Below are 21,948 nucleotides of genomic sequence, written 5' to 3'. Positions count from 1 at the left end.
CACTCGTAACGACGCCATGAGGACCGCCGCCGACATGCCGCAGGCCGAACATCAGCCGGTACTGCTAGACGCCGCGTTGGCCGCGCTCGAACCGCGCGAGAGTGGCATCTGCGTCGATGCGACCTACGGTCGCGGCGGGCACAGCCGGGCGATTCTCGGTGTGCTCGGTGCCGGCGGCCGGCTGGTCGCGATCGACCAGGACCCGGACGCCGCGGCCGATGCCGAGGCGCTGGCGGCCCGGGATCCGCGTCTGACCTTCGTGCGCGGTTCGTTCCGCGAACTGCGGGCCCACATCGAGGCGCTCGGCCTGCTCGGTCGGGTCGATGCGCTGTTGTTCGATCTCGGCGTGTCGTCGCCGCAGTTCGACGTGGGCGCGCGCGGATTTTCCTTTCGTCACGACGGTCCGCTGGACATGCGCATGGACCCGGATGCCGGGGCGCCGGTGTCCGACTGGCTCAACCGGGCGAGTCACGGTGAGATCGCCTCGGTCATCAAGCGCCTGGGCGACGAGCCGTTCGCCGGCCGCATCGCCGGCGCGATCGTGGCGGCCCGCGCCGAGGCGCCGGTGGCCACCACGCGGCGGCTGGCGGAGCTGGTGGTCGCTGCGGTCCCGGCCCGGGTGAGTGCCGGCAAGCGCATTCATCCGGCCACGCGCACGTTTCAGGCGCTGCGCATGCACGTCAACGACGAGCTCGCGGCGCTGGAGGCGGCGCTGGAGGCGACGCTGGACGTGCTCGCGCCGGGCGGACGACTGGCCGTGATCAGCTTTCATTCGCTCGAGGATCGGCGGGTCAAGCGCTTCATGCGCACCCAGGCGCGCCCGGCGCCGCCGCCGGTGCCGATGGCGGCGGCGCCCGATCCGGCGCTGCGTCTGCAGGGCCGGGCGGTGCGCGCCGGAGCCGACGAGGCGGCGGCCAACCCGCGTGCCCGCAGCGCGATCATGCGCGTAGCCGAGCGTACCAGCGCGCCGCGGGTGTCGGCATGAATCGCCGGAGCCTCGTCATCGCGGCGCTGATCGCGGCCAATCTGGTCAGCGCCGTTGCCGTCGTCCAGGCCAAGCACAAGGCGCGCGAGCTCGCGCATGAACTCCAGGTGGAGCGCGTCGAGCGCGACAAGCTCTCCACCGAGTGGGCGCAGCTCCAGCTCGAGGAGAGCGCCTGGGCCAATCCGGACCGGGTCGCACAGGTGGCCCGGCGCGAACTGGGCATGGTCCAGCCGCAGAACTACGTCGTGCTCGAGGAGCGCGAGCCGTGAGTGCGCCGCGCCGCAATCGCAATACCCAGCTGCCGCCGCCGGCGCGCTGGCGTGGGGGCGTCGTCCTCGGCGCCTTTGCGCTGTTCGCGCTCGTGCTCGCCGGCCGCGCCTTCGATCTCCAGGTGCTCGATCAGGCATTTCTGGCCAAGGAGGGCGACAAGCGCCATCTGCGTACGGTCTCGGTTCCGGCCGGGCGCGGCGCGATCGAGGATCGCAACGGCGAGCCGCTGGCGCTGTCGGCGCCGACCGAGTCCGTCTGGGCAGTGCCGGGCGCCGTGCTCGAGGCGCCGGAGAAACTGCCGGCCCTGGCCAAGCGCCTGAACATGTCCACCGCGGATCTCCGCAAACGGCTCGAGGACTACCGCGGCCGGCAGTTCCTGTATCTGCGGCGTCAGCTGTCGCCCTCGGACGCGCGCTCGGTGATGAACGTCGACGCGCCCGGCATCTTTCTGCAGCGCGAATACAAGCGCTACTATCCGGCCGGCGAGGCCGCGGCGCAGATCGTGGGGATGAGCAATATCGACGGCCGCGGGCAGGAGGGCCTGGAGCTCGATCGCAACGAGTTCCTCGACGGCGAACCGGGCAGCCGTCGCGTGATCAAGGACCGGCTCGGCCGCACGGTCGAGGATGTCGCCGAGTTCGAGCCGCCGCAGCCCGGTCATGATCTGCGCCTGACTCTCGACTCGCGGCTGCAGTATCTGGCCTATCGCCACATCAAGTCGGCAGTGGTCAGCAACGATGCCGCCGGCGGTCTGGTGGTCATGCTCGACCCGTCCAGCGGCGAGCTGCGCGCGGTGGCCTCCTATCCGAGCTTCAATCCGAACGACCGTGATTCGATCGATCCGGCCGGCGTTCGCGCGCGGGCGGCCACCGACGTCATGGAGCCGGGGTCCACCGTCAAGCCGATCCTGCTGTCCGGCGCGCTGGATTCCGGTCTCTACGACACCGACGACGAGATCGAGACCAAGGGCTGGTTCCAGGTGGGCCGCCTCACGGTGCAGGACTACCGCGACTACGGGGACGTCGATTTCGCCAAGATCCTGCAGAAGTCGAGCAATGTCGGCGCCGCCCATGTCGGCCTGAAGATGGGCGCGGAACAGGTCTGGCGCACCTACCACAAGTTCGGCTTCGGGCAGACCAGCGGCACCCGTTTCCCGGGCGAGCGCTACGGCGTGCTCGAGGATTTCTACGGCTGGAACGACGTCGAGACCGCGGTCGCCTCCTACGGTTACGGGCTGTCGATCACCGCACTCCAGCTGGTGCGCGCCTATGGCGCGATCGCCGACGACGGCATGCTTCGCAGCCTTCGCCTCATCCAGGGCGAGGGCGCGCAGATGCACGCGCCGCCCGAGCGTGTGATCTCCGCGGAGACCGCTCGTGCCATGCGCCGGATGCTCGAAGGCGTGGTCTCGCCGGCCGGTACGGCCTCGCGGGCCGCGATCCCGGGCTATCGCGTGGCGGGCAAGACCGGTACCGCGCGCAAGGCGGGCGGCGGCGGCTACAACAGCGATCGCCACCAGGCGCTGTTCGTCGGCATGGCGCCGGCCGAGGACCCGGCGCTGGTCACACTGGTGATGCTCGACGAGCCGAAGAAAGACGAATACTACGGCGGCGCGGTGGCCGCGCCGGTCTTCGCGGCGGTCATGCGCGACGCGCTGCGCATCCTGCGCGTGCCCCCGGACAATCCGGCGATGCTGGCGGCCAAGGCCGACGACGGCGAGGCGGGGACATGATGGGGCTCGCACCGGCCACCCCCCTGCGCCAGCCGCTGGCTCGTCTGCTGGTGGGGTTTGGCGTGGATGGCGTTCCGGATGCCGAGATCGCGCAGGTCACGATCGACAGCCGCGCGGCGCGTCCCGGCAGTCTGTTCATGGCCTACCAGGGCACGCGCACCCACGGCCTGGACCACGCCGACGACGCCGTCGCGCGCGGCGTTAGGGCGGTGGTCTGGGACCGCGAACGCGCGCCCGTGCTGGACGTGCCCCATGTCCGTGTGCCGGATCTGGCCGCCCGGGCCAGTCGCATCGCCGCGCGCGCCTACGGCGAGCCGGCGCAGCGGCTGTTCGTGACCGGTGTCACCGGGACCGACGGCAAGACCTCCTGCGCCTGGCTGCTCGCCCGGGCTCTGGATGCGCTCGGCACGCGCTGCGGCTATCTCGGCACGCTGGGTTTCGGTTTCACCGACGATCTTGCCGAGGCCAGCCATACCACGCCGGATGCCGTCGCGGTCCAGGACTGGCTCGCCCGCTTCGTCACCGCCGACGCGGCGGCGGTCGCCTTCGAGGTGTCGTCGCATGCACTGGATCAGCACCGCGTGGACGGCGTGGCCTTCGACGTGGCCGTGCTCACCCAGGTCGGGCGCGATCATCTGGACTATCACGGCGACGCGGCCGCCTACGCCGCCGCGAAACGGCGCCTGTTCACGCTCGACGGGCTGCGGTACGCGATACTCAACGCCGACGACGCCCTCGGCCGCGCCTGGCTCGAGGAGCTGGCGGATGCGGTCACGCCGGTGGCCTACGGCAGCGGCGATGTCTCGCATCTCGCCGCGCACTACGTGGGCCTGCGGGCGGTGCGGGCGCGCGCCGATGGCCTGGAGATCGAGATCGACAGCCATGCCGGCGCCGCGCGCATCGAGACCGGCCTGATCGGACGCTTCAACGCCGCCAACCTGGCCGCGGTGCTGGCCGTGCTGCTGGTGCGCGGTATTCCGGTGGCCGCGGCCGCGGCCGTGCTCGCCGAGGCGCGTACCGTGCCGGGCCGGATGGAACGAATCCCGGGGCGTGCCGACCAACCGCTGGTGGTGGTCGACTACGCGCATACGCCCAACGCCCTGGCGCAGGCGCTCGCCGCGGTGGCCGAGCACGCCGCCGGGCGCGTGTTCTGCGTGTTCGGCTGCGGCGGTGATCGCGATAGCGGCAAGCGCGCCCTGATGGGCGAGGCTGCGGCCCGGGGCGCGGACGTGCTCTGGCTCACCGACGACAATCCGCGCCACGAGGTGCCGGCTGCGATCGTCGCCGACATCCGCGCCGGCATCGCCGACGACGTCGACGTGACCGTCCGTCACGACCGGGCCGAGGCCATCGGCGGCGCACTCGCCGCGGCGCGCGACGGCGACGTCGTGCTGATCGCCGGCAAAGGGCACGAGACGAGCCAGCAGATCGGCGACACCCGCCGGGCCTTCGACGATCGGGTCGTGGCCCGCCGCGCGCTGGGGGCGGTATGAACGGTCGATTGTCACGGCTGGCCGAAGTGCTGGACGCGGACCTGCACGGCGCCGACGGCGATTTCGCCGGTGCGAGCATCGACACCCGCCGCCTGCCGCGCGGCGCGCTGTTCTTCGCCCTGGCCGGCGAGCGCGTCGACGGCCACGACTTCGTCGCCAAGGCCGCCAGCCTGGGCGCAGCCGCGGCCGTGGTCGCGCATCGTGTGGATGCGCGTCTGCCGCAGCTCGAGGTCGCCGACGTCGCGGCCGCGCTTACCCGCGCCGGTGCCGAGGCGCGGGCGCGATTCGACGGGCCGGTGGTCGGCGTGACCGGCAGCAACGGCAAGACGACGGTCAAGCAGATGCTGGCCGCGATCCTCGGGGCCGCCGGCCCGGTGCTGGCTACCGAAGGCAATCTGAACAATCACCTGGGCGTGCCGCTGACGCTGATGCGTCTGGACGGCCGGGTCGAGCGGGCGGTGATCGAGATGGGTGCCTCCGCGCCCGGCGAGATCGCCGAGCTGGCCGCGATCGCCCGGCCGAGCGTGGGCGTGATCACCAACGCCGGCGATGCGCATCTCGAGGGGTTCGGCAGTCGCGACGGCGTGGCCCGCGGCAAGAGCGAGCTCTATGCGGCGCTGGCGGACGACGGTGTGGCGGTGATCAACGCCGACGATGCCTATACGGACTACTGGCGCGAGGTGGCGGGCTCGCGTCGCGTGCTCACGTTCGGCCGCGAAGCCGAGGCCGCCGATGTGCGCGCCGTCGATGTGACCATGGACGGCCGGGGCAGCCGTTTCACGCTGGTGCTGCCCGGCGAGACCATCGCGGTCACGCTGCCGCTCGCCGGTGCCCATAACGTGTCGAACGCGCTGGCGGCGGCCGCGGGCGCGCATGCCGTGGGCGTGGACGGCGCGACCATCGCGCGTGCGCTGGCCGGGCTGGAGGCGGTGGGCGGTCGGCTCGCGATCACCGCCGGTCGGCACGGCGTGCATCTGGTGGACGACAGCTACAACGCCAATCCCGGTTCGCTGGCGGCCGCGCTCGGCTGGCTGGCGCAGCAGCCGGCGCCGCGCTGGGCCGTGCTCGGCGACATGGGCGAGCTCGGAGAGCACGCGCAGGCCGCGCACCGCGATGCCGGTCTGGCCGCGCGCGAGGCCGGTATCGACCGGCTCTGGGCGACCGGACCGCAGAGTCGGCTCTCGGTCGAGGCCTTCGGTGACGGTGGCGCCTGGTTCGCCGATCACGACGCGCTCAACGCCGCGCTGCTGGAAGCCCTCGATGGCGAAGAAGTCCCGGTGACGATTCTGGTCAAGGGCTCGCGCAGCGCCCGGATGGATCGGGTCGCCGACGCTCTACGCATCGCGCCCGAGGCGAAGGCGGGTGCGCCATGCTGATGTATCTCGCCGACTGGCTCGAACCGCTGCACAGCGGCTTTCGCGTGTTTCAGTTCATCACCCTGCGCGCGATTCTGGGCGTGCTCACGGCGATGCTGTTTTCGTTCCTGTTCGGCCCGTGGATGATCCGCAAGCTGACCTTTCACCAGATCGGCCAGCATGTGCGTGACGACGGCCCGCAGAGCCACCTGGTCAAGGCCGGCACGCCGACCATGGGTGGTTCGCTGATCATCGCCTCCGTGATCGTGTCGACGCTGCTCTGGGCCGACGTCGCCAACGGCTGGGTGTGGCTCACGGTCCTGGTGACCGGCGCCTTCGGTGCCATCGGCTTCATCGACGACTATCGCAAACTGGCCTTCGGCAACAGCAAGGGGCTGTCGGCCCGGGCCAAGTACGGGGCGCAGACGCTCGTCGGTCTGGCCGCCGGGCTGTGGCTGTATCTGGGCGCGAGCAGCGCCGCCGAGACCAGCGTGCTGATCCCGATGCTCAAGGACGTGGCCGTTCCGCTGGGGGCGGGCTATATCGTCTGGAGCTATTTCGTGATCGTGGGTTCGAGCAACGCCGTCAATCTGACCGACGGCCTCGACGGACTCGCGATCATGCCCTGCGTGCTGGTGGCCTCGGCGCTGGCGGTGTTCGCCTACGCCAGCGGCAACGCCGTGTTCGCGGATTATCTGGGCTTTTCCTACATCCAGGGGGTGGGCGAGCTGTCGGTCTTCTGCACCGCCATCGGCGGGGCGGGCCTCGGCTTTCTCTGGTTCAACGCCTATCCGGCGCAGGTCTTCATGGGGGATGTCGGCGCGCTGGCGCTGGGTGCGGCGCTCGGCGTCGTGGCCGTGATCGTGCGTCAGGAACTGGTGCTGCTCGTCATGGGCGGCGTGTTCGTGGCCGAGACGGTGTCCGTGATCCTGCAGGTGGCTACCTACAAGCTCACCGGCAAGCGGATGTTCCGCATGGCACCCCTGCATCACCATTTCGAACTCAAGGGCTGGGCCGAGCCCAAGATCATCGTGCGATTCTGGATCGTCACGCTGGTGCTCGTGCTCATCGGCCTGTCGACGTTGAAGATCCGATGAGTGGCCTGAGCCAAGAACTGGTCGACAGCCGCGTGCTCGTGGTCGGCTGCGGCGTATCCGGAGTCTCCGCCGCGCGCTTCGCTGCGGCCCACGGCGCCGCCGTGCGTGTGGTCGACAGCCGCGTCGAGCCGCCCGGCGCCGAGGCCCTGCGGCGGGACTGCCCGCAGGCCGAGCTGCAGACGGGCGCGCTGGACACGGCGGCACTCGAGGGCGTCGATCGGCTGGTCGTCTCGCCCGGGGTGGATCTGCGCGAGCCGATCGTCGCCACGGCCCGGGCGCGCGGCCTGGCCGTGGTCGGCGACGTCGAATGGTTCGCCCGGATCGCCGCCGCGCCCGTGATCGCGATCACCGGGTCCAACGGCAAGTCCACGGTCACGGCCTGGGTCGGCGAGATCGCGCGCGCGGCCGGCCTCGAGGTCGCTGTGGGCGGCAACTTCGGCACGCCGGCGCTGGATCTGCTCGCCGACGACGTCGAGCTCTATGTGCTGGAGCTGTCGAGCTTCCAGCTCGAACTGACGGAATCGCTGGCGGCGGCGGCGGCGGTCGTGCTCAACGTGAGTGCGGATCATATCGACCGCCACGGCGATGTCGAACACTACGCCGCGCTCAAGGCCCGCATCTACCGCCATGCCGGCGTGGCGCTGGTCAACGCGGACGACGCCCGGGTGGCGACCATGGACACCGGCGATGCCCGGGTGGTGCGTTTCGGCAGCGGCGCCGGCTGTGACTACCGGCTGTACCGGGATGTCGACGGCGAGTCGCTGGCCCGGGACGAGCGGCCCTGGCTGGCCTGCGACGCCCTGCGCCTGGCCGGGCGTCACAACCGCATCAACGCGCTCGCGGTCTGGGCGCTGGCCGAGGCGGCCGGGCTCCAGCCGGATGTCATCCGTTCCGGCCTGACGGCATTCTCCGGCCTGCCGCACCGCTGCGAGACGGTCGCCGAGCACCGGGGCGTAACCTGGGTCAACGACTCCAAGGGGACGAATCTCGGCGCGCTCATGGCCTCGCTCGAGGGCATGTCCGCCCCGGTGATCCTGCTCGCCGGCGGCCAGGCCAAGGACGCCGATTTCGCCCCACTCGGACCGCTGGCCGGGGCGCGCGCCCGCGCGGTCATCGTCTTCGGTCAGGACGGCGAGCGGATCGCCGCCGCCGTCGACGGCCATGTCGCGGTGTATCGGGTCGAGACGCTGCGCGAAGCCGTTCGGCAGGCCGCGGCGCTGGCCCGGTCGGGCGACACGGTACTGCTCTCTCCGGGCTGCGCCAGCTTCGATCAGTTCGCCGGCTACGCCGACCGCGGTGCGGCGTTCGTCGCCGCCGTCGGGGAGGTCGCGGCATGAACCGGCTCTTGAACTGGCTCGTCCTGCCGCGAGTGCGCCCGGATGCGGCGCTGCTCATCGGTCTGGGTCTGATCGGCTGCATCGGCCTCGTCATGGTCGGCTCGGCCTCGGTGGCGGTGGCCGACCGGATGACCGGCGAACCGATGTATTTCTTCTATCGCCAGGCGATCTACGCGCTGATCGGGCTCGTGGTGGGCTTTCTGGTGCTGCACGTGCCGTTGAAGGCCTGGGAGGCCAATACGTTCACGCTGCTCGGTGGCGGCCTGCTGCTATTGGTGGTGGTGCTGGTGCCGGGCATCGGCCACGCGGTCAACGGTGCCCAGCGCTGGATCGATTTCGGCCCGGTGTCCATGCAGGCCTCCGAGCCGGCGCGTCTGGCGCTGATTCTTTATGTGGCGGGCTATGCGGCGCGCCGGCGGCTGGAGCTGACGACCTCCTGGAGCGGTCTGTTCAAGCCCATGCTGTTCATGGTCATCGCCAGTTTCCTGCTGCTGCTCGAGCCCGACTACGGTGCCGCTGCGATCCTGATCGTGGTGGCCGGACTGATCCTGTTCCTGGCCGGGGCCAGGCTGCTGCATCTGGTCGTGCTCGCCGGGGCGGCGGGCGGCCTGCTGATCGCACTCGCGCTGTCTTCGCCGTATCGCGTTGCCCGGCTGGTGAGCTTCGCCGATCCGTGGGCGCATCCCTACGCCAGCGGCTTTCAGCTGACCCAGTCCCTGATCGCGATCGGCCGCGGCGAGGTCGCCGGCGTGGGGCTCGGCAACTCGGTGCAGAAACTGATGTATCTGCCGGAGACGCATACCGACTTCCTGTTCGCCGTCTATGCCGAGGAGTTCGGTCTGATCGGTTCGCTGCTGCTGATCGGCCTGTTCGGGCTGGTCGTCTGGCGTGGCTTCGCGATCGGCCGGCGGGCGCTGGACATGGATCGTCTGTTCGCCGGTTTCGTCGCCTACGGGCTGTCGAGCTGGCTGGCGCTGCAGGCGTTCGTGAACATCGCCGTGAACATGGGCATCCTGCCGACCAAGGGGCTGACCCTGCCGCTGATGAGCTACGGCGGCTCGAGCCTGGTGATCATGTGCGTGCTGTGTGCGCTGCTGATCCGCGTCGACATCGAGACGCGAGAGCCCGAGTCCCGGCAATCGAAATCGCGGAGGGCCGGATGAGTCGTGTCCCCCACGTGCTGATCATGGCCGGCGGCACCGGCGGCCACGTGTTCCCGGCGCTGGCCGTCGCCGAGGCGCTGATCGCCCGCGGCGCCCGGGTCTCCTGGCTGGGCACGAGCGCGGGCATCGAGGCCCGGCTGGTGCCGGAGCGCGGTCTCGAACTGCACACCATCGACGTGGCCGGGCTGCGCGGCAAGGGCGCGCTGTCCTGGCTGACCGCGCCGCTGCGTCTGCTGCGCGCCGGAGGGCAGGCGCTGGCCGTCGTGCGCCGACTGGCGCCGCAGCTGGTCGTGGGCATGGGGGGGTTCGCCTCGGGCCCGGGCGGGCTCGCCGCGCGCCTGCTTCGCCGGCCGCTGCTGATCCACGAGCAGAATGCCGCCGCCGGGCTGACCAACCGCGGCCTGGCGCGGATCGCCACGACCGTGCTGCAGGCGTTCCCCGACACCTTTACCGGCGCCGAGGCCCGCACCGTCGGCAACCCGGTGCGCCGCGAGATCCTGGCCCTGCCGGCACCGGCGGCGCGCTGGGCCGGTCGGGACGGGCCGGTGCGGCTGCTCGTGCTCGGCGGCAGTGGCGGTGCCCTGGCGATCAACGAGCGGGTGCCCGCGGCGCTGGCGCAGCTCGCGCCGGCGATCCGGCCGGTGGTGCGTCATCAGGCCGGGCGGACCCTCGACGCCGCCCGCGCGGCCTACGCCGAACACGGGGTCGAGGGCGAGGTGAGTGCGTTCATCGACGACATGGCCGCCGCCTACGGCTGGGCGGACGCGGTGATCTGTCGCAGCGGCGCGCTGACCGTGGCCGAACTGGCGGCGGCCGGTCTGCCCGCGATCCTGGTGCCGTATCCCTTTGCGGTGGACGATCACCAGCGCGCCAACGGCCGCTACCTGGTCGAGGCCGGCGCGGCCGAGCTGATCGATCAGGACACGCTCACCGTCGCGCGCCTGGCCGAGGCGATGCGCGCGCTGTGTGCCGACCGCGAACGGTTGCTGGCCCGCGCCGAATCCGCGCGCGCCGCCGCCTGGCCGCGCGCGACCGACGACATCGCCGATGCCTGCTTCAGGACGCTGGAGGCCGCATGATCGACCGTCAGCCCGCCGGTGATCGTTTCCAGCCGCTCATGCACCGGCCGATGCGGCGCGTGAGCGTCGTGCACATGGTCGGCATCGGCGGCGTCGGCATGGCCGGCATCGCCCGCGTGCTGCTCAACCTCGGCTATACCGTGACCGGCAGCGACGTCAAGGAAGGCACGGCCACGCGCGCGCTGGCCGCCCAGGGCGCCCGTATCGTCGTCGGCCACGCCGCCGAGAACGTCATCGATGCCGATGTGGTCGTCGTCTCGAGCGCGGTCTCGGGCGACAATCCCGAAGTGGCGGCGGCGCGGGAACGGCTGGTGCCGATCGTTCGTCGTGCCGAGATGCTGGCCGAGCTGATGCGCTTTCGCTATGGCATCGCCGTGGCCGGTACCCACGGCAAGACCACGACGACCAGCCTGGTCGCGTCGCTGCTGGCCGACGGCGGTCTGGACCCGACCTTCATCGTCGGCGGCAAGGTGCTGGGCGCGGGCTCCAACGCCCGGCTCGGCGAGGGCCCGTATCTGGTCGCCGAGGCCGATGAGTCGGACGCGTCGTTCCTCTTCCTGACGCCGCTGATCTCGATCGTGACCAATATCGATGCCGATCACCTGGAAGCCTACGGCGGCGAGTTCTCGCGCCTGACCGACACCTTCGTCGAGTTTCTGCACCACCTGCCGTTCTACGGGCTGGCGGTGCTGTGCGTGGACGATCCGGTGGTGCGGCGCATCCTGCCGGACGTCGGCCGGCCGATCGTGACCTACGGCATCGACAACGATGCCGACTTCCGAGCGGAGAATCTGGTCTTCGACGGCGCCGGCACGCGCTTCACGCTGCGCTACGGCGACAGCGAGGGTTTCGACGTGCGTCTGAACCTGCCCGGGCGCCACAACGTGCTCAATGCGCTGGCGGCGGCGGCCGTGGCCCACGAACTGGGCGTGGGCATGCCCGCCATCGGCACGGCGTTGACCCAGTTCGCGGGCATCGGCCGGCGCTGCGAAGTCCACGGCGAGATCAGGCTCGGCCCGGCGCAGGTGCTGCTCGTCGACGACTACGGCCATCACCCGCGCGAGCTCACCAGCATTATCGATGCGGCGCGTGGCGCCTGGCCGGAGCGGCGGCTGGTGGTGGTGTTCCAGCCGCACCGCTTCACGCGGACGCGCGACCTGTTCGACGATTTCTGCCAGGTGCTGGCCGGGCTGGACGTGCTCGTGCTCTGCGAAGTCTATGCGGCCGGCGAGACCGCGCTGGCCAACGCCGACGGTCGCGCGCTGGCTCGCGGCGTGCGCGCCCGCGGCAAGGTCGATCCGGTGTTCGTGGACGATGTCCACCGGCTGGGCGAGGTGCTGCCGGGCGTGGTCCGCGACGGCGACGTGCTGCTGACGCTCGGTGCCGGCGACATCGGATCCGTGGCCCAGGCGTTGGCGCGCGGCGTGATCGATACGGGAGGTGTCGCATGAGTGCGCGGCGTATCACCGATCCGGCCCGTTTCGGCCGCGTGGCCGTGCTGATGGGCGGCTGGTCGTCCGAGCGCGCGGTGTCGCTCGACTCCGGCGCGGCCGTGGCCGCGGGCCTGGAGCGACGCGGAGTGGACGTGACGCGTGTCGACGCCGACCGCGAGCGCGTGCTGGGGCTGGCCGCGGCGGGCTTCGATCGCGTCTGGCTGGCGCTGCACGGCCGCGGCGGCGAGGACGGCGTGGTCCAGGGTGCGCTGGAACTCCAGCGCCTGCCCTATACCGGTAGCGGCGTGCTCGCCTGCGCGCTGTCGATGGACAAGGTGCGTACCAAGGCGATCTGGGCGGCCCAGGGCATTCCCACGCCGGCGCACCGCGTGCTGGCGCCGGAGACCGATTCGGCGACCGTGGTCGAGGCGCTCGGGCTGCCGCTGATCGTCAAGCCGGTGCACGAGGGCTCGACCATCGGCATCACCCGTGTCGAGCGCCTCGAGGATCTGGAGGCCGCCCGACGCGAGGCCGCGCGCTTCGATCGCGACGTCATGGCCGAGCAGTACGTCGCCGGTCCGGAGTACACGGCCTCGATCCTCGCCGATCGCGCGCTGCCGCTGATTCGCATCGAGCCGTCCAGCGGCTTCTACGACTACGAGGCCAAGTACGTCGCCAACGACACCCAGTACCACTGTCCCTGCGAACTGCCCGCCGAGCGCGAGCGCGAGTTCTCGCGGCTGGCCCTGCGCGCCTTCGAGCTGATCGGCGCCCGCGGCTGGGGCCGGGTGGATTTCATGCTCGACGACGCCGGCCAGCCCTGGTTTCTCGAGCTCAACGCCACCCCGGGCATGACCTCGCACTCGCTGGTGCCGATGGCGGCACGGGCGGCCGATATCGATTTCGACGAACTGGTGTGGCGGATTCTCGCCGCCACCGTGTCCCCCGAGGAGAGCAACGATGAACTGGCCTGACCCACGACGCTGGCGCGACGTCGTGCTGGGCGCCGGCCTGCTGCTCGGTGTGGCCGCCTGCACCTGGCAGGGCATCAAGCCCGACGGCGAGACCACCCGGCATCTATACATCAGCGGCGAGGCCGGTCATGTCAGCGACGATCGCATCGCCGCACTCGCCGCCCCCTATCTGGACGCGCGTTTCTTCGATGTCGACATCGAGGCACTGCAGGACCGGCTCGCGGCGCTGCCGTGGCTGGCCGACGTGAGCGTGTCGCGTCACTGGCCGGACGGCGTGGTCGTGCGGATCACCGAGCATCGCCCGGTCGCCCTCTGGGGCGAGGACGGCGTGCTCGCCGAGGACGGCCGCGTGTTCCGGCCCGGCGCCGAGGCGCGGCCGCAGGGTCTGGTGCGTCTCGACGGCCCCGAGGCCAGCGCCGAGCGGGTTCAGGCGCAGTACCGGGCGCTCGCCGACATTCTGTCGGCGAGCGACGTCGAGATCGCGCGACTGACTCTGGATGCGCGCGGTTCCTGGACCGCGACGCTGGCCGACGGGCTGGAGCTGCGGTTGGGCCGCGACGGTACCGAGGCCCGGCTGCGGCGCTTCGTCGAGTATGCGCTCGGTCGCGCCGAGGCCCGTCGGGCGCTGGCGAACGCCGGCTATGTGGATTTGCGTTACAGCGACGGTTTCGCGGTCGGCGGGTCCCGTCCCGCGCCGGAAACCGGCAACGATCAGGAGAAGGTTGATGAGCAAGCGGCCTGACAAGAACCTCGTCGTCGGCCTTGATATCGGCACCTCCAAGGTGGCCTGCATCGTGGCCGAGTCCTCCGGGGGCGAGCTCGAGATCATCGGGCTCGGCAGCGCGCCCTCGCGCGGCATGAAAAAGGGGATGGTGGTCAACATCGAATCCACCACCGACTCCATCCGCCGTGCGGTGGAGGAGGCCGAGCTGATGGCCGGCTGCCGGATCCAGTCGGTGCACTGCGGGATATCGGGGGCGCATGTGCGCTCGCTGAACTCCCACGGCATCGTCGCGGTGCGCAACAAGGAGGTCACCGAGTCCGATATCGAGCGCGTGATCGATGCCGCCTGCGCGGTCGCGATCCCGGCGGACCAGAAGATCCTCCACGTGCTGCCGCAGGAATTCGCGGTGGACGACAACGAGGGCATCCAGGAGCCGGTCGGCATGTCCGGTGTGCGGCTCGAGGCCAAAGTGCACATCGTCACCGGCGCGGTGACTTCGGCGCAGAACATCCAGAAATGCGTGGGCCGCTGCGGACTCGAGGTCTCCAAGCTCTCGCTCGAGCAGCTGGCCTCCAGCTACGCGGTGCTCACCGACGACGAGAAGGATCTCGGCGTCGCGCTGGTCGACATCGGCGGCGGCACCTCGGACATCGCGGTGTTCGTCAACGGCGCGATCCGCCATACCGCGGTGATTCCGATCGCCGGCGACCAGGTGACCAACGACATCGCGGTCGCCCTGCGCACGCCGACCCAGCACGCCGAGGGCATCAAGATCCGCTACGGCTGCGCGCTGCCCGAGCTGATCGAGGACGACGACGCCATCGAGGTGCCGAGCGTGGGCGAGCGCCCGCCGCGGCGGCTGTCGCGCTACACGCTGGCCGAGGTCATCAAGCCGCGCTACGAGGAGCTGTTCATGCTGATCCAGAAGGAGCTGGTGCGCTCCGGCTTCGAGGATCTGCTGGCCGGCGGCGTGGTGATCACCGGCGGCTCCTCGAAGATGGAGGGGCTGACCGATCTCGCCGAGGAAGTCTTCCACATGTCCGTGCGGCTCGGTACGCCGCAGCGCGTCAAGGGGCTGTCAGACGTGGTCAAGAACCCGATCCACGCCACCGGCGTCGGTCTGTTGGAGTTCGGCAACCGGAGCACGCCCAGCAAGGGCATGGATCTGTCCGGCAACGACAACTCGTTCACCCAGGTCTGGGAGCGCATGAAGGCCTGGTTTCAGGGGAATTTCTAGGGGTCATCCGGCCGCCGAGCGGCCACGAAATAAAGGTTTTCCGCAAGGAAAAGCACGGCAACCAAGAGAGGTGCATCATGTCTGAAGTATTCGAATTCGCCGATCAGAAGACCGACAAGGCGGTCATCAAGGTCATCGGCGTCGGCGGCGGTGGTGGCAACACCATCAACCAGATGGTCAATGGCGGTATCCAGGGTGTGGATTTCATCTGCGCCAATACGGACTCCCAGCATCTCGAGCGCTGCGACGCCGATGTGCTCGTCCAGCTCGGTATGAACGTTACCCGCGGTCTGGGCGCGGGGGCGGACCCGGCCATCGGCCGGCAGGCTGCCGAAGAGGATCGTGACCGTATCCGCGAGTCCATCGAGGGCGCGGACATGCTGTTCATCACCTGCGGCATGGGTGGCGGCACCGGCACCGGCGCGGCCCCGGTGGTCGCCGAGATCGCCCGCGAGATGGGCATCCTGACGCTGGCAGTGGTCACCAAGCCGTTCCCGTTCGAGCGCGGCAAGCGCATGGACATCGCCAAGCAGGGCATCGAGGAGCTGGGTCGCTTCGTCGACTCGCTGATCGTGATCCCGAACGAGAAGCTGCTGACCGCGCTCGGCAAGGCCACCACGCTCAAGAACGCCTTCCAGGCGGCCAACAACGTGCTGCATAACGCGGTGCAGGGCATCTCCGACCTGATCACCCGGCCGGGCGTCATCAACGTCGACTTTGCCGACGTACGTCGTGTGATGTCGGTGCAGGGCATGGCCATGATGGGTCGCGCCACCGCGGTCGGCGACGATCGCGCCCGCGAGGCGGCCGAAGCCGCGCTGGCGAGCCCGCTGCTGGACGATCTGTCCCTGCACGGCGCCCAGGGCCTGCTGGTCAACGTCTCGGGCGACGAGAATCTCGGCATCCACGAGTTCCAGATCGTCAACGAAGTCATCGCCGACATGGGCGCGGACAACGCGGAAGTCATCGTCGGCATGGCCGAGGATCCGGAAATGGGCGACGAGATCTGCGTGACCGTGGTCGCCACGGGGCTCGGGCATCAGGCCGAGGAACGCGAGGCCGTGCGCAGCGTCAAGCGTCAGGCCGACGGCCAGATGCGCTACGAGGACCTGGATCGGCCGACGGTGATCCGCAATCGGCCGCAGCAGTCGTCGCGCGACAACGCTGCCGTCGACATGGACTACTTCGACGTGCCGGCCTTTCTGCGCAATCAGGCCGACTAGGCACCGTGTGCCGTGTGAACCGCAAGTGCCGGCCCCTCGGGCCGGCCGGCGGGGCCGTGGCCGGCCGGGGGCAGCCGTGCGTCGCCGGCCGGTCGCTATGCTATTCTAGAGAGCTTTCCGTACCGCGGACGCGGGTCGGGAAGTCGGAAACGACAGCGCGGCGGATTAAGGCGAAGTTAAGGCCCTGTCCATAGAGTGTGACCATCGATGATGACGGCTTTATGACACGGCGCGCCAGCCGTTTCAAGACTGCATAAGGACAACAACCCGATGCTCAAACAACGCACGCTGAAGAACCCCATCCGGGCCACTGGCGTTGGTCTGCATACCGGCCAGAAAGTCTACATGACGCTGCGGCCGGCCACGGCGGACCAGGGTATCGTGTTCCGTCGCACCGACTGCTGCCCGATGGTCGAGTTTCGTGGGGACGCATTCAAGGTCGGTGACACCACGCTGGCCACCACCCTGGTCAACGGTGGCACCCGGGTGCAGACGGTGGAGCATCTGCTGTCCGCGATGGCGGGTCTGGGCATCGACAATGCCATCGTCGAGCTGTCCTCCGACGAACTGCCGATTATGGACGGCAGCGCGGGGCCCTTCGTGTTCCTGATCCAGTCTGCGGGCATCCAGGAGCTGGATGCGCCCAAGAAATTCATCCGCATCAAGCGCTCGGTCGAAGTCACCGAAGACGACAAATGGGCCCGTTTCGATCCGTTCGAGGGCTTCAAGGTCAGCTTCAGCATCGATTTCGACCATCCGGCGTTCGATGCCGACACCCAGTCGGCAACCGTCGATTTCTCCACGACCTCCTTCGTCAAGGAAGTCAGCCGTGCGCGCACCTTCGGGTTCATGCGTGACATCGAGTTCCTGCGCTCGAACAATCTCGCCCGCGGCGGCAGCATGGATAACGCGGTCGTGCTGGACGACTATCGCGTGCTCAATGCCGACGGCCTGCGCTACGACAACGAGTTCGTGCGTCACAAGATTCTCGACGCCATCGGCGATCTCTATCTCCTCGGCCACGGGCTGATCGGCAGCTACTCCGGCCACAAGTCCGGGCATGCGCTGAACAACAAGCTGCTGCGCGCGCTGCTCGAGGACGCCAGGGCCTGGGAAGAGGTGACCTACGAGGATGTCGAGGACTCGCCGATCTCCTACATCAACGCGCGCCCCGTAGTCGCGGCCTGAGGCAGCGTTTTCCGTGCGCCGCTCGAATGCGGCCGCGCGGATCCCGCCGCCCTAGTCGGGGCGGCGGCCGGCCTGAGCCAGACGAGTCAGCGCCGCGGCCAGGCCCGAATCGTCGACATGGGTGGCCACTCGCCGGATGTGGTCGCGGGTGGTGTCCGACAGCGGCCGCGGCCGGGGCGCGGGTCTTGGCCGCGGGGCGTCCGGTCGCACGCGCACATCCACACCCTCGACGTGCAGACGCAGGCGCTGGGCGATCGCCTGGGTGATCGCCGGTTCCATGTAGCGCAGGCGCGTGGCCCAGCTGCCGTGGCCCACATGCAGTTTCAGCCGGTAGTGCTCGTAGCCCGCGATGCGCACGTGCTCGGCTGCCGCCGGCGGCAGAATCTCGAGCATCGCCGCGCGGATGCGCGCGAGAAAGCGGGCGCGTCCGAGCAGATCCTCGATATCCGGGGTGGCGGTATGCAGCAGGGACTGGATCGAACGCGGGGACGTCCCCATGGTCGTAACTCTGCGGGGGCGGTGAGACGACCGCTAGCCTAGCAGCGGGCCGCAGCCGGCGTCACTGAAAGCACGCGGTTGGCTACGGTATCATGCACGTTTTATCCGGCCGGGCCTCGGTTCGACCGTGCGAGACGACGAGGGTCCATGAGCAACTTCCTGACCAAACTGATCGGCAGCCGCAATCAGCGCGTCGTCAAGCGTCTGCATCGTATCGTCGACGCCGTGAACGCGCTCGAGAGCGATTTCGAGGCGCTCGACGACGACGCGCTCGTCGCCAAGACCCAGGAATTTCGCGAGCGCCTCGAGGCGGGTGCCAGCCTCGACGACATCTCGGCGGAGGCCTTCGCCACCGTGCGCGAGGCCAGCAAGCGCATTCTGGGGATGCGCCACTTCGATGTGCAGCTGATCGGCGGCCTGGTATTGCACCAGGGCAAGATCGCCGAGATGAAGACCGGCGAGGGCAAGACGCTCGTCGCCACGCTCACGACCTATCTCAACGCCCTGCCCGGCGACGGCGTGCACATCATCACGGTCAACGACTACCTCGCCAGCCGTGACGCCGAGTGGATGGGCCGTCTCTACCGGTTCCTCGGCCTCAGCGTGGGCGTGATCTACTCCGGTCAGGATCCGCAGGGCAAGCGCGCGGCCTACGCCTGCGACATCACCTACGGCACCAACAACGAATTCGGCTTCGACTACCTGCGCGACAACATGGCGTTCTCGCCGGGTGATCGCGTTCAGCGCCCGCTCAACTACGCGATCATCGACGAGGTCGACTCGATCCTCATCGACGAAGCGCGCACGCCGCTGATCATCTCCGGGCCCACGGACGACGACCCGGCGACCTCGCAGCACGTCGATCGGCTGGTCAAGCACCTGCAGCCGCAGGAGGAGGAGGAGGGCCCCGGCGACTACTGGCCGGAGGAAAAGAACAAGCAGGTCTTTCTCACCGAGGACGGCCACCAGAAGGTCGAGGGGCTGATGCGCGACGCCGGCCTGCTCGAGGCCGAGGAATCCCTCTACGACGCCAACAACGTCGCGCTCATGCACCACATGAACGCGGCCCTGCGCGCGCATGTGCTCTACCAGCGCGACGTCGACTACATCATCAACGACGGCCAGATCGTGATCGTCGACGAATTCACCGGCCGCACGATGCCGGGCCGGCGCTGGTCCGACGGTCTGCATCAGGCGATCGAGGCCAAGGAAGGGGTCAAGATCCAGAAGGAGAATCAGACCCTGGCGTCGATCACCTTCCAGAACTTCTTCCGCCTCTACGACAAGCTCGCCGGCATGACCGGCACGGCCGACACGGAAGCCTTCGAGTTCCAGTCCATCTACGGTCTGGAAGTCGTGGTGATACCGACCAACCGGCCGCTGGTCCGCAAGGACCTGCCCGACCAGATCTACATGACCGGCGCCGAGAAGTTCGAGGCCATCGCCGAGGAGGCCCGTCAGGCCAGCGAGCGCGGCCAGCCGGTGCTCATCGGCACCGCCTCCATCGAGGCCTCGGAGGTGCTGGCGCGGCTGCTGCGCCAGCGCGGCATCCGCCACGAGGTCCTCAACGCCAAGCAGCACAAGCGCGAGGCCGAGATCATCGCCCAGGCCGGCCGGCCCGGCGCGGTGACCATCGCCACCAATATGGCCGGCCGCGGCACGGACATCGTGCTCGGCGGCAACATCGAGGAGGATATCGAGGCGCTCGAGGAGGGTGACGAGGTCGGCCGCCAGCGGCTGCGCGAGGCCTGGCAGCAGACCCATGACGCCGTGGTCGAGGCCGGCGGCCTGCTCGTGATCGGCTCCGAGCGGCACGAGTCCCGGCGCGTGGACAACCAGCTGCGCGGCCGTTCCGGCCGCCAGGGCGACCCCGGCGCCTCGCGGTTCTATCTGTCGCTCGAGGACAGCCTGATGCGCGTGTTCACGCCGCCGCGGCTGCGCTCGATGCTGCAGAATCTCGGCCTCGAGAAGGGCGAGGCGATCGAGCACAAATGGGTCACGCGCGCGATCGAGAACGCCCAGCGCAAGGTCGAGTCGCACCATTTCGACATTCGCAAGCAGCTGCTCGAGTACGACAACGTCGCCAACGATCAGCGTCAGGTGATCTACGAGCAGCGCAACGAGATCATGGACGCCGACGAGGTCAGCGACATCGTCGAGAACATCTGGGGCGATGTGGTCGACAAACTCATCAGCGAGCACATCCCGCCGCAGAGCCTCGAGGAGCAGTGGGACGTCGAGGGGCTGACCGAGGCCATCCAGCGCGATTTCGGCCAGGAGATGCCGATTCAGCAGTGGCTCGACGAGGAGAAGACGCTGGACGAAGAGGGGTTGCGCGAGCGCATCGGTGCGCGGCTGAAGGAGGCCTACGATGCCAAGCGCGAGGAGGCCGGACCCGAGACCATGGCCCAGATCGAGAAGGCCGTGCTGCTCCAGGTGGTCGATTCGTTGTGGCGCGAGCACCTCGCCTCGATGGACTACCTGCGCAAGGGCATTCATCTGCGCGGTTACGCCCAGAAGGACCCCAAGAACGAGTACAAGCGCGAAGCCTTCGAGATGTTCAACGACATGCTCTCGCGGCTGAAGCACGAGACCGTCACCGTGCTCGCCCGCGGTCGGGTGCGCGCCGATATCACCGACGAGGCGCGCGAAGACCGTCGCCGGCAGATGGAGAATCTCGACTTCCAGCACGCCGAGGCCGCCAGCGCGGCCGAGCAGGCGGCCGCGGCGGCCCAGGCGCAGTCCGAAGGCGCCTCGGAGGATGCGGCCGCGGACGAGGTGGCCCGCGCCAACCTGCCGGGCACCGATGCCCCGGCCGAGCGGGTGCCGGGCGACGGTGACACGCGGCCGGAGACGTTCGTGCGCAACGAGCGCAAGATCGGCCGCAACGAGCCCTGTCCCTGCGGCTCGGGCAAGAAGTACAAGCACTGCCACGGACGCGACTGATGGCGGTCAATCTGAGCGCACCGGGGCAGCTCGCGCCGGTGGCCGGCGCGCGCTGGGCGACCGCGCCGGCCGCAATCAAGAAGCCGGGGCACGACGATCTCGCGCTGCTTCTGCTCGACGCGGGCGCGACCGTGGCCGGCGTGTTCACCCGCAACGCCTTCGCCGCCGCGCCGGTGCACATCGCCCGGGCGCGGCTGGCCGGGGCGCGTGCGCTGCTGGTCAACAGCGGCAATGCCAACGCCGGCACCGGGCGGCCCGGGCATGCGGATGCGCTGGCCTGCTGCGAGCATGCGGCCGCCGCACTCGGTCTCGAAGCCGACCAGGTGCTGCCGTTCTCCACCGGCGTGATCGGCCAGCGGCTGCCGCTCGATCGCATGATCCCGGCCATCGACCGGCTCGGGGACGAACTCAGCGAGACCGGCTGGCTGGCGGCCGCGCGCGCGATCATGACGACCGACACCGTGCCCAAGGGCGCGTCGCGTACCGTCGACATCGACGGGAAGCGCGTCGTGCTCACGGGGATTGCCAAGGGCTCGGGCATGATCCGCCCGGACATGGCCACCATGCTGGCCTTCATCGCCACTGACGCGACGATCGCCCAGGCGGATCTGGACGCGGCCCTGCGCGAGGCGATGGCGCGCTCGTTCAACAGCATCTCGGTGGACGGCGACACCTCGACCAACGACGCGTGCATGGCCTGCGCGACCGGCCGCGCGGCAGCGCTGTCGCCGACCGCTCCCGCCTGGCGCGATTTCGTCGCCGCGCTGACCGATCTCGCCGCCGAGCTCGCGCGGGCCGTGGTCCGCGACGCCGAAGGTGCGACCCGCTTCATCACCCTCGCGGTGGGCGGCGCGCGCGATGAAGCCGAAGCCCGCGCCGTGGCCTTCACCGTGGCGCATTCGCCGCTGGTCAAGACGGCCTGTTTCGCCGGCGACCCGAACTGGGGCCGGATTCTGGCCGCGGTCGGGCGCGCGCCGGTGCCGGATTTCAGCATCGACGGCGTGGCGATCGCGCTCGACGATGTCGCCATCGTCGCCGATGGCGAGCCGCGGGCGGACTACGCCGAGGCCGACGCCGCCGCGGTGATGGCGCAGGCGGAGTACACCATCGCCATCGATCTCGGGCGCGGCGATGCCGCGAGTACGGTGTGGACCTCCGATCTGTCCTACGAGTACGTGCGGATCAACGCCGAATACCGCAGCTGAGCGCCCGAT

At 69.7% G+C, this 21,948-nt stretch carries 18 protein-coding genes; 17 read left to right on the top strand and 1 reads right to left on the bottom strand.

What is annotated here, in order from left to right; genetic code table 11:
• The first annotated feature begins 16 nt into the window (after window positions 1–16).
• The 15 genes from rsmH (at window position 17) to lpxC (ending at window position 17,290) form a co-directional block, all read left to right on the top strand.
• Window positions 17–985: a 16S rRNA (cytosine(1402)-N(4))-methyltransferase RsmH gene (gene rsmH / locus SAHL_RS00480; protein ID WP_342782218.1), complete on the top strand. Its 969-nt coding sequence runs from the start codon at window positions 17–19 to the stop codon at window positions 983–985.
• Complete coding sequence (gene ftsL / locus SAHL_RS00475; RefSeq protein WP_123589447.1) at window positions 982–1,254, top strand: cell division protein FtsL; 273 nt, start codon at window positions 982–984, stop codon at window positions 1,252–1,254. Before rsmH ends, ftsL begins: the two co-directional genes overlap by 4 nt.
• The gene (locus SAHL_RS00470; RefSeq protein WP_184947097.1) at window positions 1,251–2,987 is read left to right on the top strand and encodes a peptidoglycan D,D-transpeptidase FtsI family protein; all 1,737 of its coding nucleotides are present in this window, start codon (window positions 1,251–1,253) and stop codon (window positions 2,985–2,987) included. The genes ftsL and SAHL_RS00470 overlap by 4 nt, the downstream gene beginning before the upstream one ends.
• Window positions 2,987–4,480: a UDP-N-acetylmuramoyl-L-alanyl-D-glutamate--2,6-diaminopimelate ligase gene (locus SAHL_RS00465; RefSeq protein WP_123589446.1), complete on the top strand. Its 1,494-nt coding sequence runs from the start codon at window positions 2,987–2,989 to the stop codon at window positions 4,478–4,480. Before SAHL_RS00470 ends, SAHL_RS00465 begins: the two co-directional genes overlap by 1 nt.
• Window positions 4,477–5,856: a UDP-N-acetylmuramoyl-tripeptide--D-alanyl-D-alanine ligase gene (locus SAHL_RS00460; protein ID WP_123589445.1), complete on the top strand. Its 1,380-nt coding sequence runs from the start codon at window positions 4,477–4,479 to the stop codon at window positions 5,854–5,856. The genes SAHL_RS00465 and SAHL_RS00460 overlap by 4 nt, the downstream gene beginning before the upstream one ends.
• Window positions 5,850–6,932: a phospho-N-acetylmuramoyl-pentapeptide-transferase gene (mraY, locus tag SAHL_RS00455; RefSeq protein WP_123589444.1), complete on the top strand. Its 1,083-nt coding sequence runs from the start codon at window positions 5,850–5,852 to the stop codon at window positions 6,930–6,932. Before SAHL_RS00460 ends, mraY begins: the two co-directional genes overlap by 7 nt.
• On the top strand, window positions 6,929–8,269 hold the full coding sequence (gene murD / locus SAHL_RS00450; protein WP_123589443.1) for a UDP-N-acetylmuramoyl-L-alanine--D-glutamate ligase: 1,341 nt from the start codon (window positions 6,929–6,931) through the stop codon (window positions 8,267–8,269). Before mraY ends, murD begins: the two co-directional genes overlap by 4 nt.
• Window positions 8,266–9,432: a putative lipid II flippase FtsW gene (gene ftsW, locus SAHL_RS00445; RefSeq protein ID WP_123589442.1), complete on the top strand. Its 1,167-nt coding sequence runs from the start codon at window positions 8,266–8,268 to the stop codon at window positions 9,430–9,432. Before murD ends, ftsW begins: the two co-directional genes overlap by 4 nt.
• On the top strand, window positions 9,429–10,511 hold the full coding sequence (gene murG, locus SAHL_RS00440) for an undecaprenyldiphospho-muramoylpentapeptide beta-N-acetylglucosaminyltransferase (RefSeq protein WP_123589441.1): 1,083 nt from the start codon (window positions 9,429–9,431) through the stop codon (window positions 10,509–10,511). Before ftsW ends, murG begins: the two co-directional genes overlap by 4 nt.
• Window positions 10,508–11,962 carry a UDP-N-acetylmuramate--L-alanine ligase gene (gene murC, locus SAHL_RS00435; RefSeq protein ID WP_184947093.1) on the top strand — a complete coding sequence of 485 codons (1,455 nt, stop codon included), beginning with the start codon at window positions 10,508–10,510 and terminating at the stop codon, window positions 11,960–11,962. Before murG ends, murC begins: the two co-directional genes overlap by 4 nt.
• Window positions 11,959–12,918, top strand: coding sequence for a D-alanine--D-alanine ligase (locus tag SAHL_RS00430; protein ID WP_123589440.1), 960 nt, complete (start codon window positions 11,959–11,961; stop codon window positions 12,916–12,918). The genes murC and SAHL_RS00430 overlap by 4 nt, the downstream gene beginning before the upstream one ends.
• Complete coding sequence (locus SAHL_RS00425; protein ID WP_123589439.1) at window positions 12,905–13,660, top strand: cell division protein FtsQ/DivIB; 756 nt, start codon at window positions 12,905–12,907, stop codon at window positions 13,658–13,660. The genes SAHL_RS00430 and SAHL_RS00425 overlap by 14 nt, the downstream gene beginning before the upstream one ends.
• Window positions 13,644–14,879, top strand: coding sequence for a cell division protein FtsA (ftsA, locus tag SAHL_RS00420; RefSeq protein WP_123589438.1), 1,236 nt, complete (start codon window positions 13,644–13,646; stop codon window positions 14,877–14,879). Before SAHL_RS00425 ends, ftsA begins: the two co-directional genes overlap by 17 nt.
• 77 nt (window positions 14,880–14,956) lie before the next feature.
• Window positions 14,957–16,102, top strand: coding sequence for a cell division protein FtsZ (gene ftsZ / locus SAHL_RS00415; protein WP_123589437.1), 1,146 nt, complete (start codon window positions 14,957–14,959; stop codon window positions 16,100–16,102).
• 270 nt (window positions 16,103–16,372) lie between these two features.
• Window positions 16,373–17,290: a UDP-3-O-acyl-N-acetylglucosamine deacetylase gene (lpxC, locus tag SAHL_RS00410; RefSeq protein WP_123589436.1), complete on the top strand. Its 918-nt coding sequence runs from the start codon at window positions 16,373–16,375 to the stop codon at window positions 17,288–17,290.
• A gap of 51 nt (window positions 17,291–17,341) precedes the next feature.
• Here the strand turns inward: lpxC and SAHL_RS00405 are convergent, their stop codons facing one another.
• Window positions 17,342–17,788, bottom strand: a complete 447-nt coding sequence (locus SAHL_RS00405; RefSeq protein WP_123589435.1) for a DciA family protein — start codon at window positions 17,786–17,788, stop codon at window positions 17,342–17,344.
• 147 nt (window positions 17,789–17,935) lie between these two features.
• Here SAHL_RS00405 and secA point away from each other — a divergent pair, with 147 nt between their 5' ends.
• The gene (secA, locus tag SAHL_RS00400) at window positions 17,936–20,734 is read left to right on the top strand and encodes a preprotein translocase subunit SecA (protein WP_123589434.1); all 2,799 of its coding nucleotides are present in this window, start codon (window positions 17,936–17,938) and stop codon (window positions 20,732–20,734) included.
• Window positions 20,734–21,939: a bifunctional glutamate N-acetyltransferase/amino-acid acetyltransferase ArgJ gene (gene argJ / locus SAHL_RS00395; RefSeq protein ID WP_123589433.1), complete on the top strand. Its 1,206-nt coding sequence runs from the start codon at window positions 20,734–20,736 to the stop codon at window positions 21,937–21,939. The genes secA and argJ overlap by 1 nt, the downstream gene beginning before the upstream one ends.
• The last annotated feature ends 9 nt before the right edge of the window (window positions 21,940–21,948 follow it).

The organism is Salinisphaera orenii subsp. halophila YIM 95161 (assembly GCF_003732545.1).
Lineage (GTDB): Bacteria > Pseudomonadota > Gammaproteobacteria > Nevskiales > Salinisphaeraceae > Salinisphaera > Salinisphaera orenii_A.
Note: the sequence above shows the minus strand (reverse complement) of the source record. Positions and strands in the feature narration are given on the sequence as shown.

What these genes read in the sequence shown, in the direction of transcription:
- SAHL_RS00430 (WP_123589440.1), top strand. Translation starts at nt 11,959, where the DNA reads ATGAGTGCGCGGCGTATCACCGATCCGGCCCGTTTCGGCCGCGTGGCC.
- ftsL (WP_123589447.1), top strand. Translation starts at nt 982, where the DNA reads ATGAATCGCCGGAGCCTCGTCATCGCGGCGCTGATCGCGGCCAATCTG.
- murD (WP_123589443.1), top strand. Translation starts at nt 6,929, where the DNA reads ATGAGTGGCCTGAGCCAAGAACTGGTCGACAGCCGCGTGCTCGTGGTC.
- mraY (WP_123589444.1), top strand. Translation starts at nt 5,850, where the DNA reads ATGCTGATGTATCTCGCCGACTGGCTCGAACCGCTGCACAGCGGCTTT.
- SAHL_RS00425 (WP_123589439.1), top strand. Translation starts at nt 12,905, where the DNA reads ATGAACTGGCCTGACCCACGACGCTGGCGCGACGTCGTGCTGGGCGCC.
- murG (WP_123589441.1), top strand. Translation starts at nt 9,429, where the DNA reads ATGAGTCGTGTCCCCCACGTGCTGATCATGGCCGGCGGCACCGGCGGC.
- ftsZ (WP_123589437.1), top strand. Translation starts at nt 14,957, where the DNA reads ATGTCTGAAGTATTCGAATTCGCCGATCAGAAGACCGACAAGGCGGTC.
- secA (WP_123589434.1), top strand. Translation starts at nt 17,936, where the DNA reads ATGAGCAACTTCCTGACCAAACTGATCGGCAGCCGCAATCAGCGCGTC.
- SAHL_RS00405 (WP_123589435.1), bottom strand. Translation starts at nt 17,788, where the DNA reads ATGGGGACGTCCCCGCGTTCGATCCAGTCCCTGCTGCATACCGCCACC.
- lpxC (WP_123589436.1), top strand. Translation starts at nt 16,373, where the DNA reads ATGCTCAAACAACGCACGCTGAAGAACCCCATCCGGGCCACTGGCGTT.
- rsmH (WP_342782218.1), top strand. Translation starts at nt 17, where the DNA reads ATGAGGACCGCCGCCGACATGCCGCAGGCCGAACATCAGCCGGTACTG.
- ftsA (WP_123589438.1), top strand. Translation starts at nt 13,644, where the DNA reads ATGAGCAAGCGGCCTGACAAGAACCTCGTCGTCGGCCTTGATATCGGC.
- SAHL_RS00460 (WP_123589445.1), top strand. Translation starts at nt 4,477, where the DNA reads ATGAACGGTCGATTGTCACGGCTGGCCGAAGTGCTGGACGCGGACCTG.
- murC (WP_184947093.1), top strand. Translation starts at nt 10,508, where the DNA reads ATGATCGACCGTCAGCCCGCCGGTGATCGTTTCCAGCCGCTCATGCAC.
- argJ (WP_123589433.1), top strand. Translation starts at nt 20,734, where the DNA reads ATGGCGGTCAATCTGAGCGCACCGGGGCAGCTCGCGCCGGTGGCCGGC.
- ftsW (WP_123589442.1), top strand. Translation starts at nt 8,266, where the DNA reads ATGAACCGGCTCTTGAACTGGCTCGTCCTGCCGCGAGTGCGCCCGGAT.
- SAHL_RS00465 (WP_123589446.1), top strand. Translation starts at nt 2,987, where the DNA reads ATGGGGCTCGCACCGGCCACCCCCCTGCGCCAGCCGCTGGCTCGTCTG.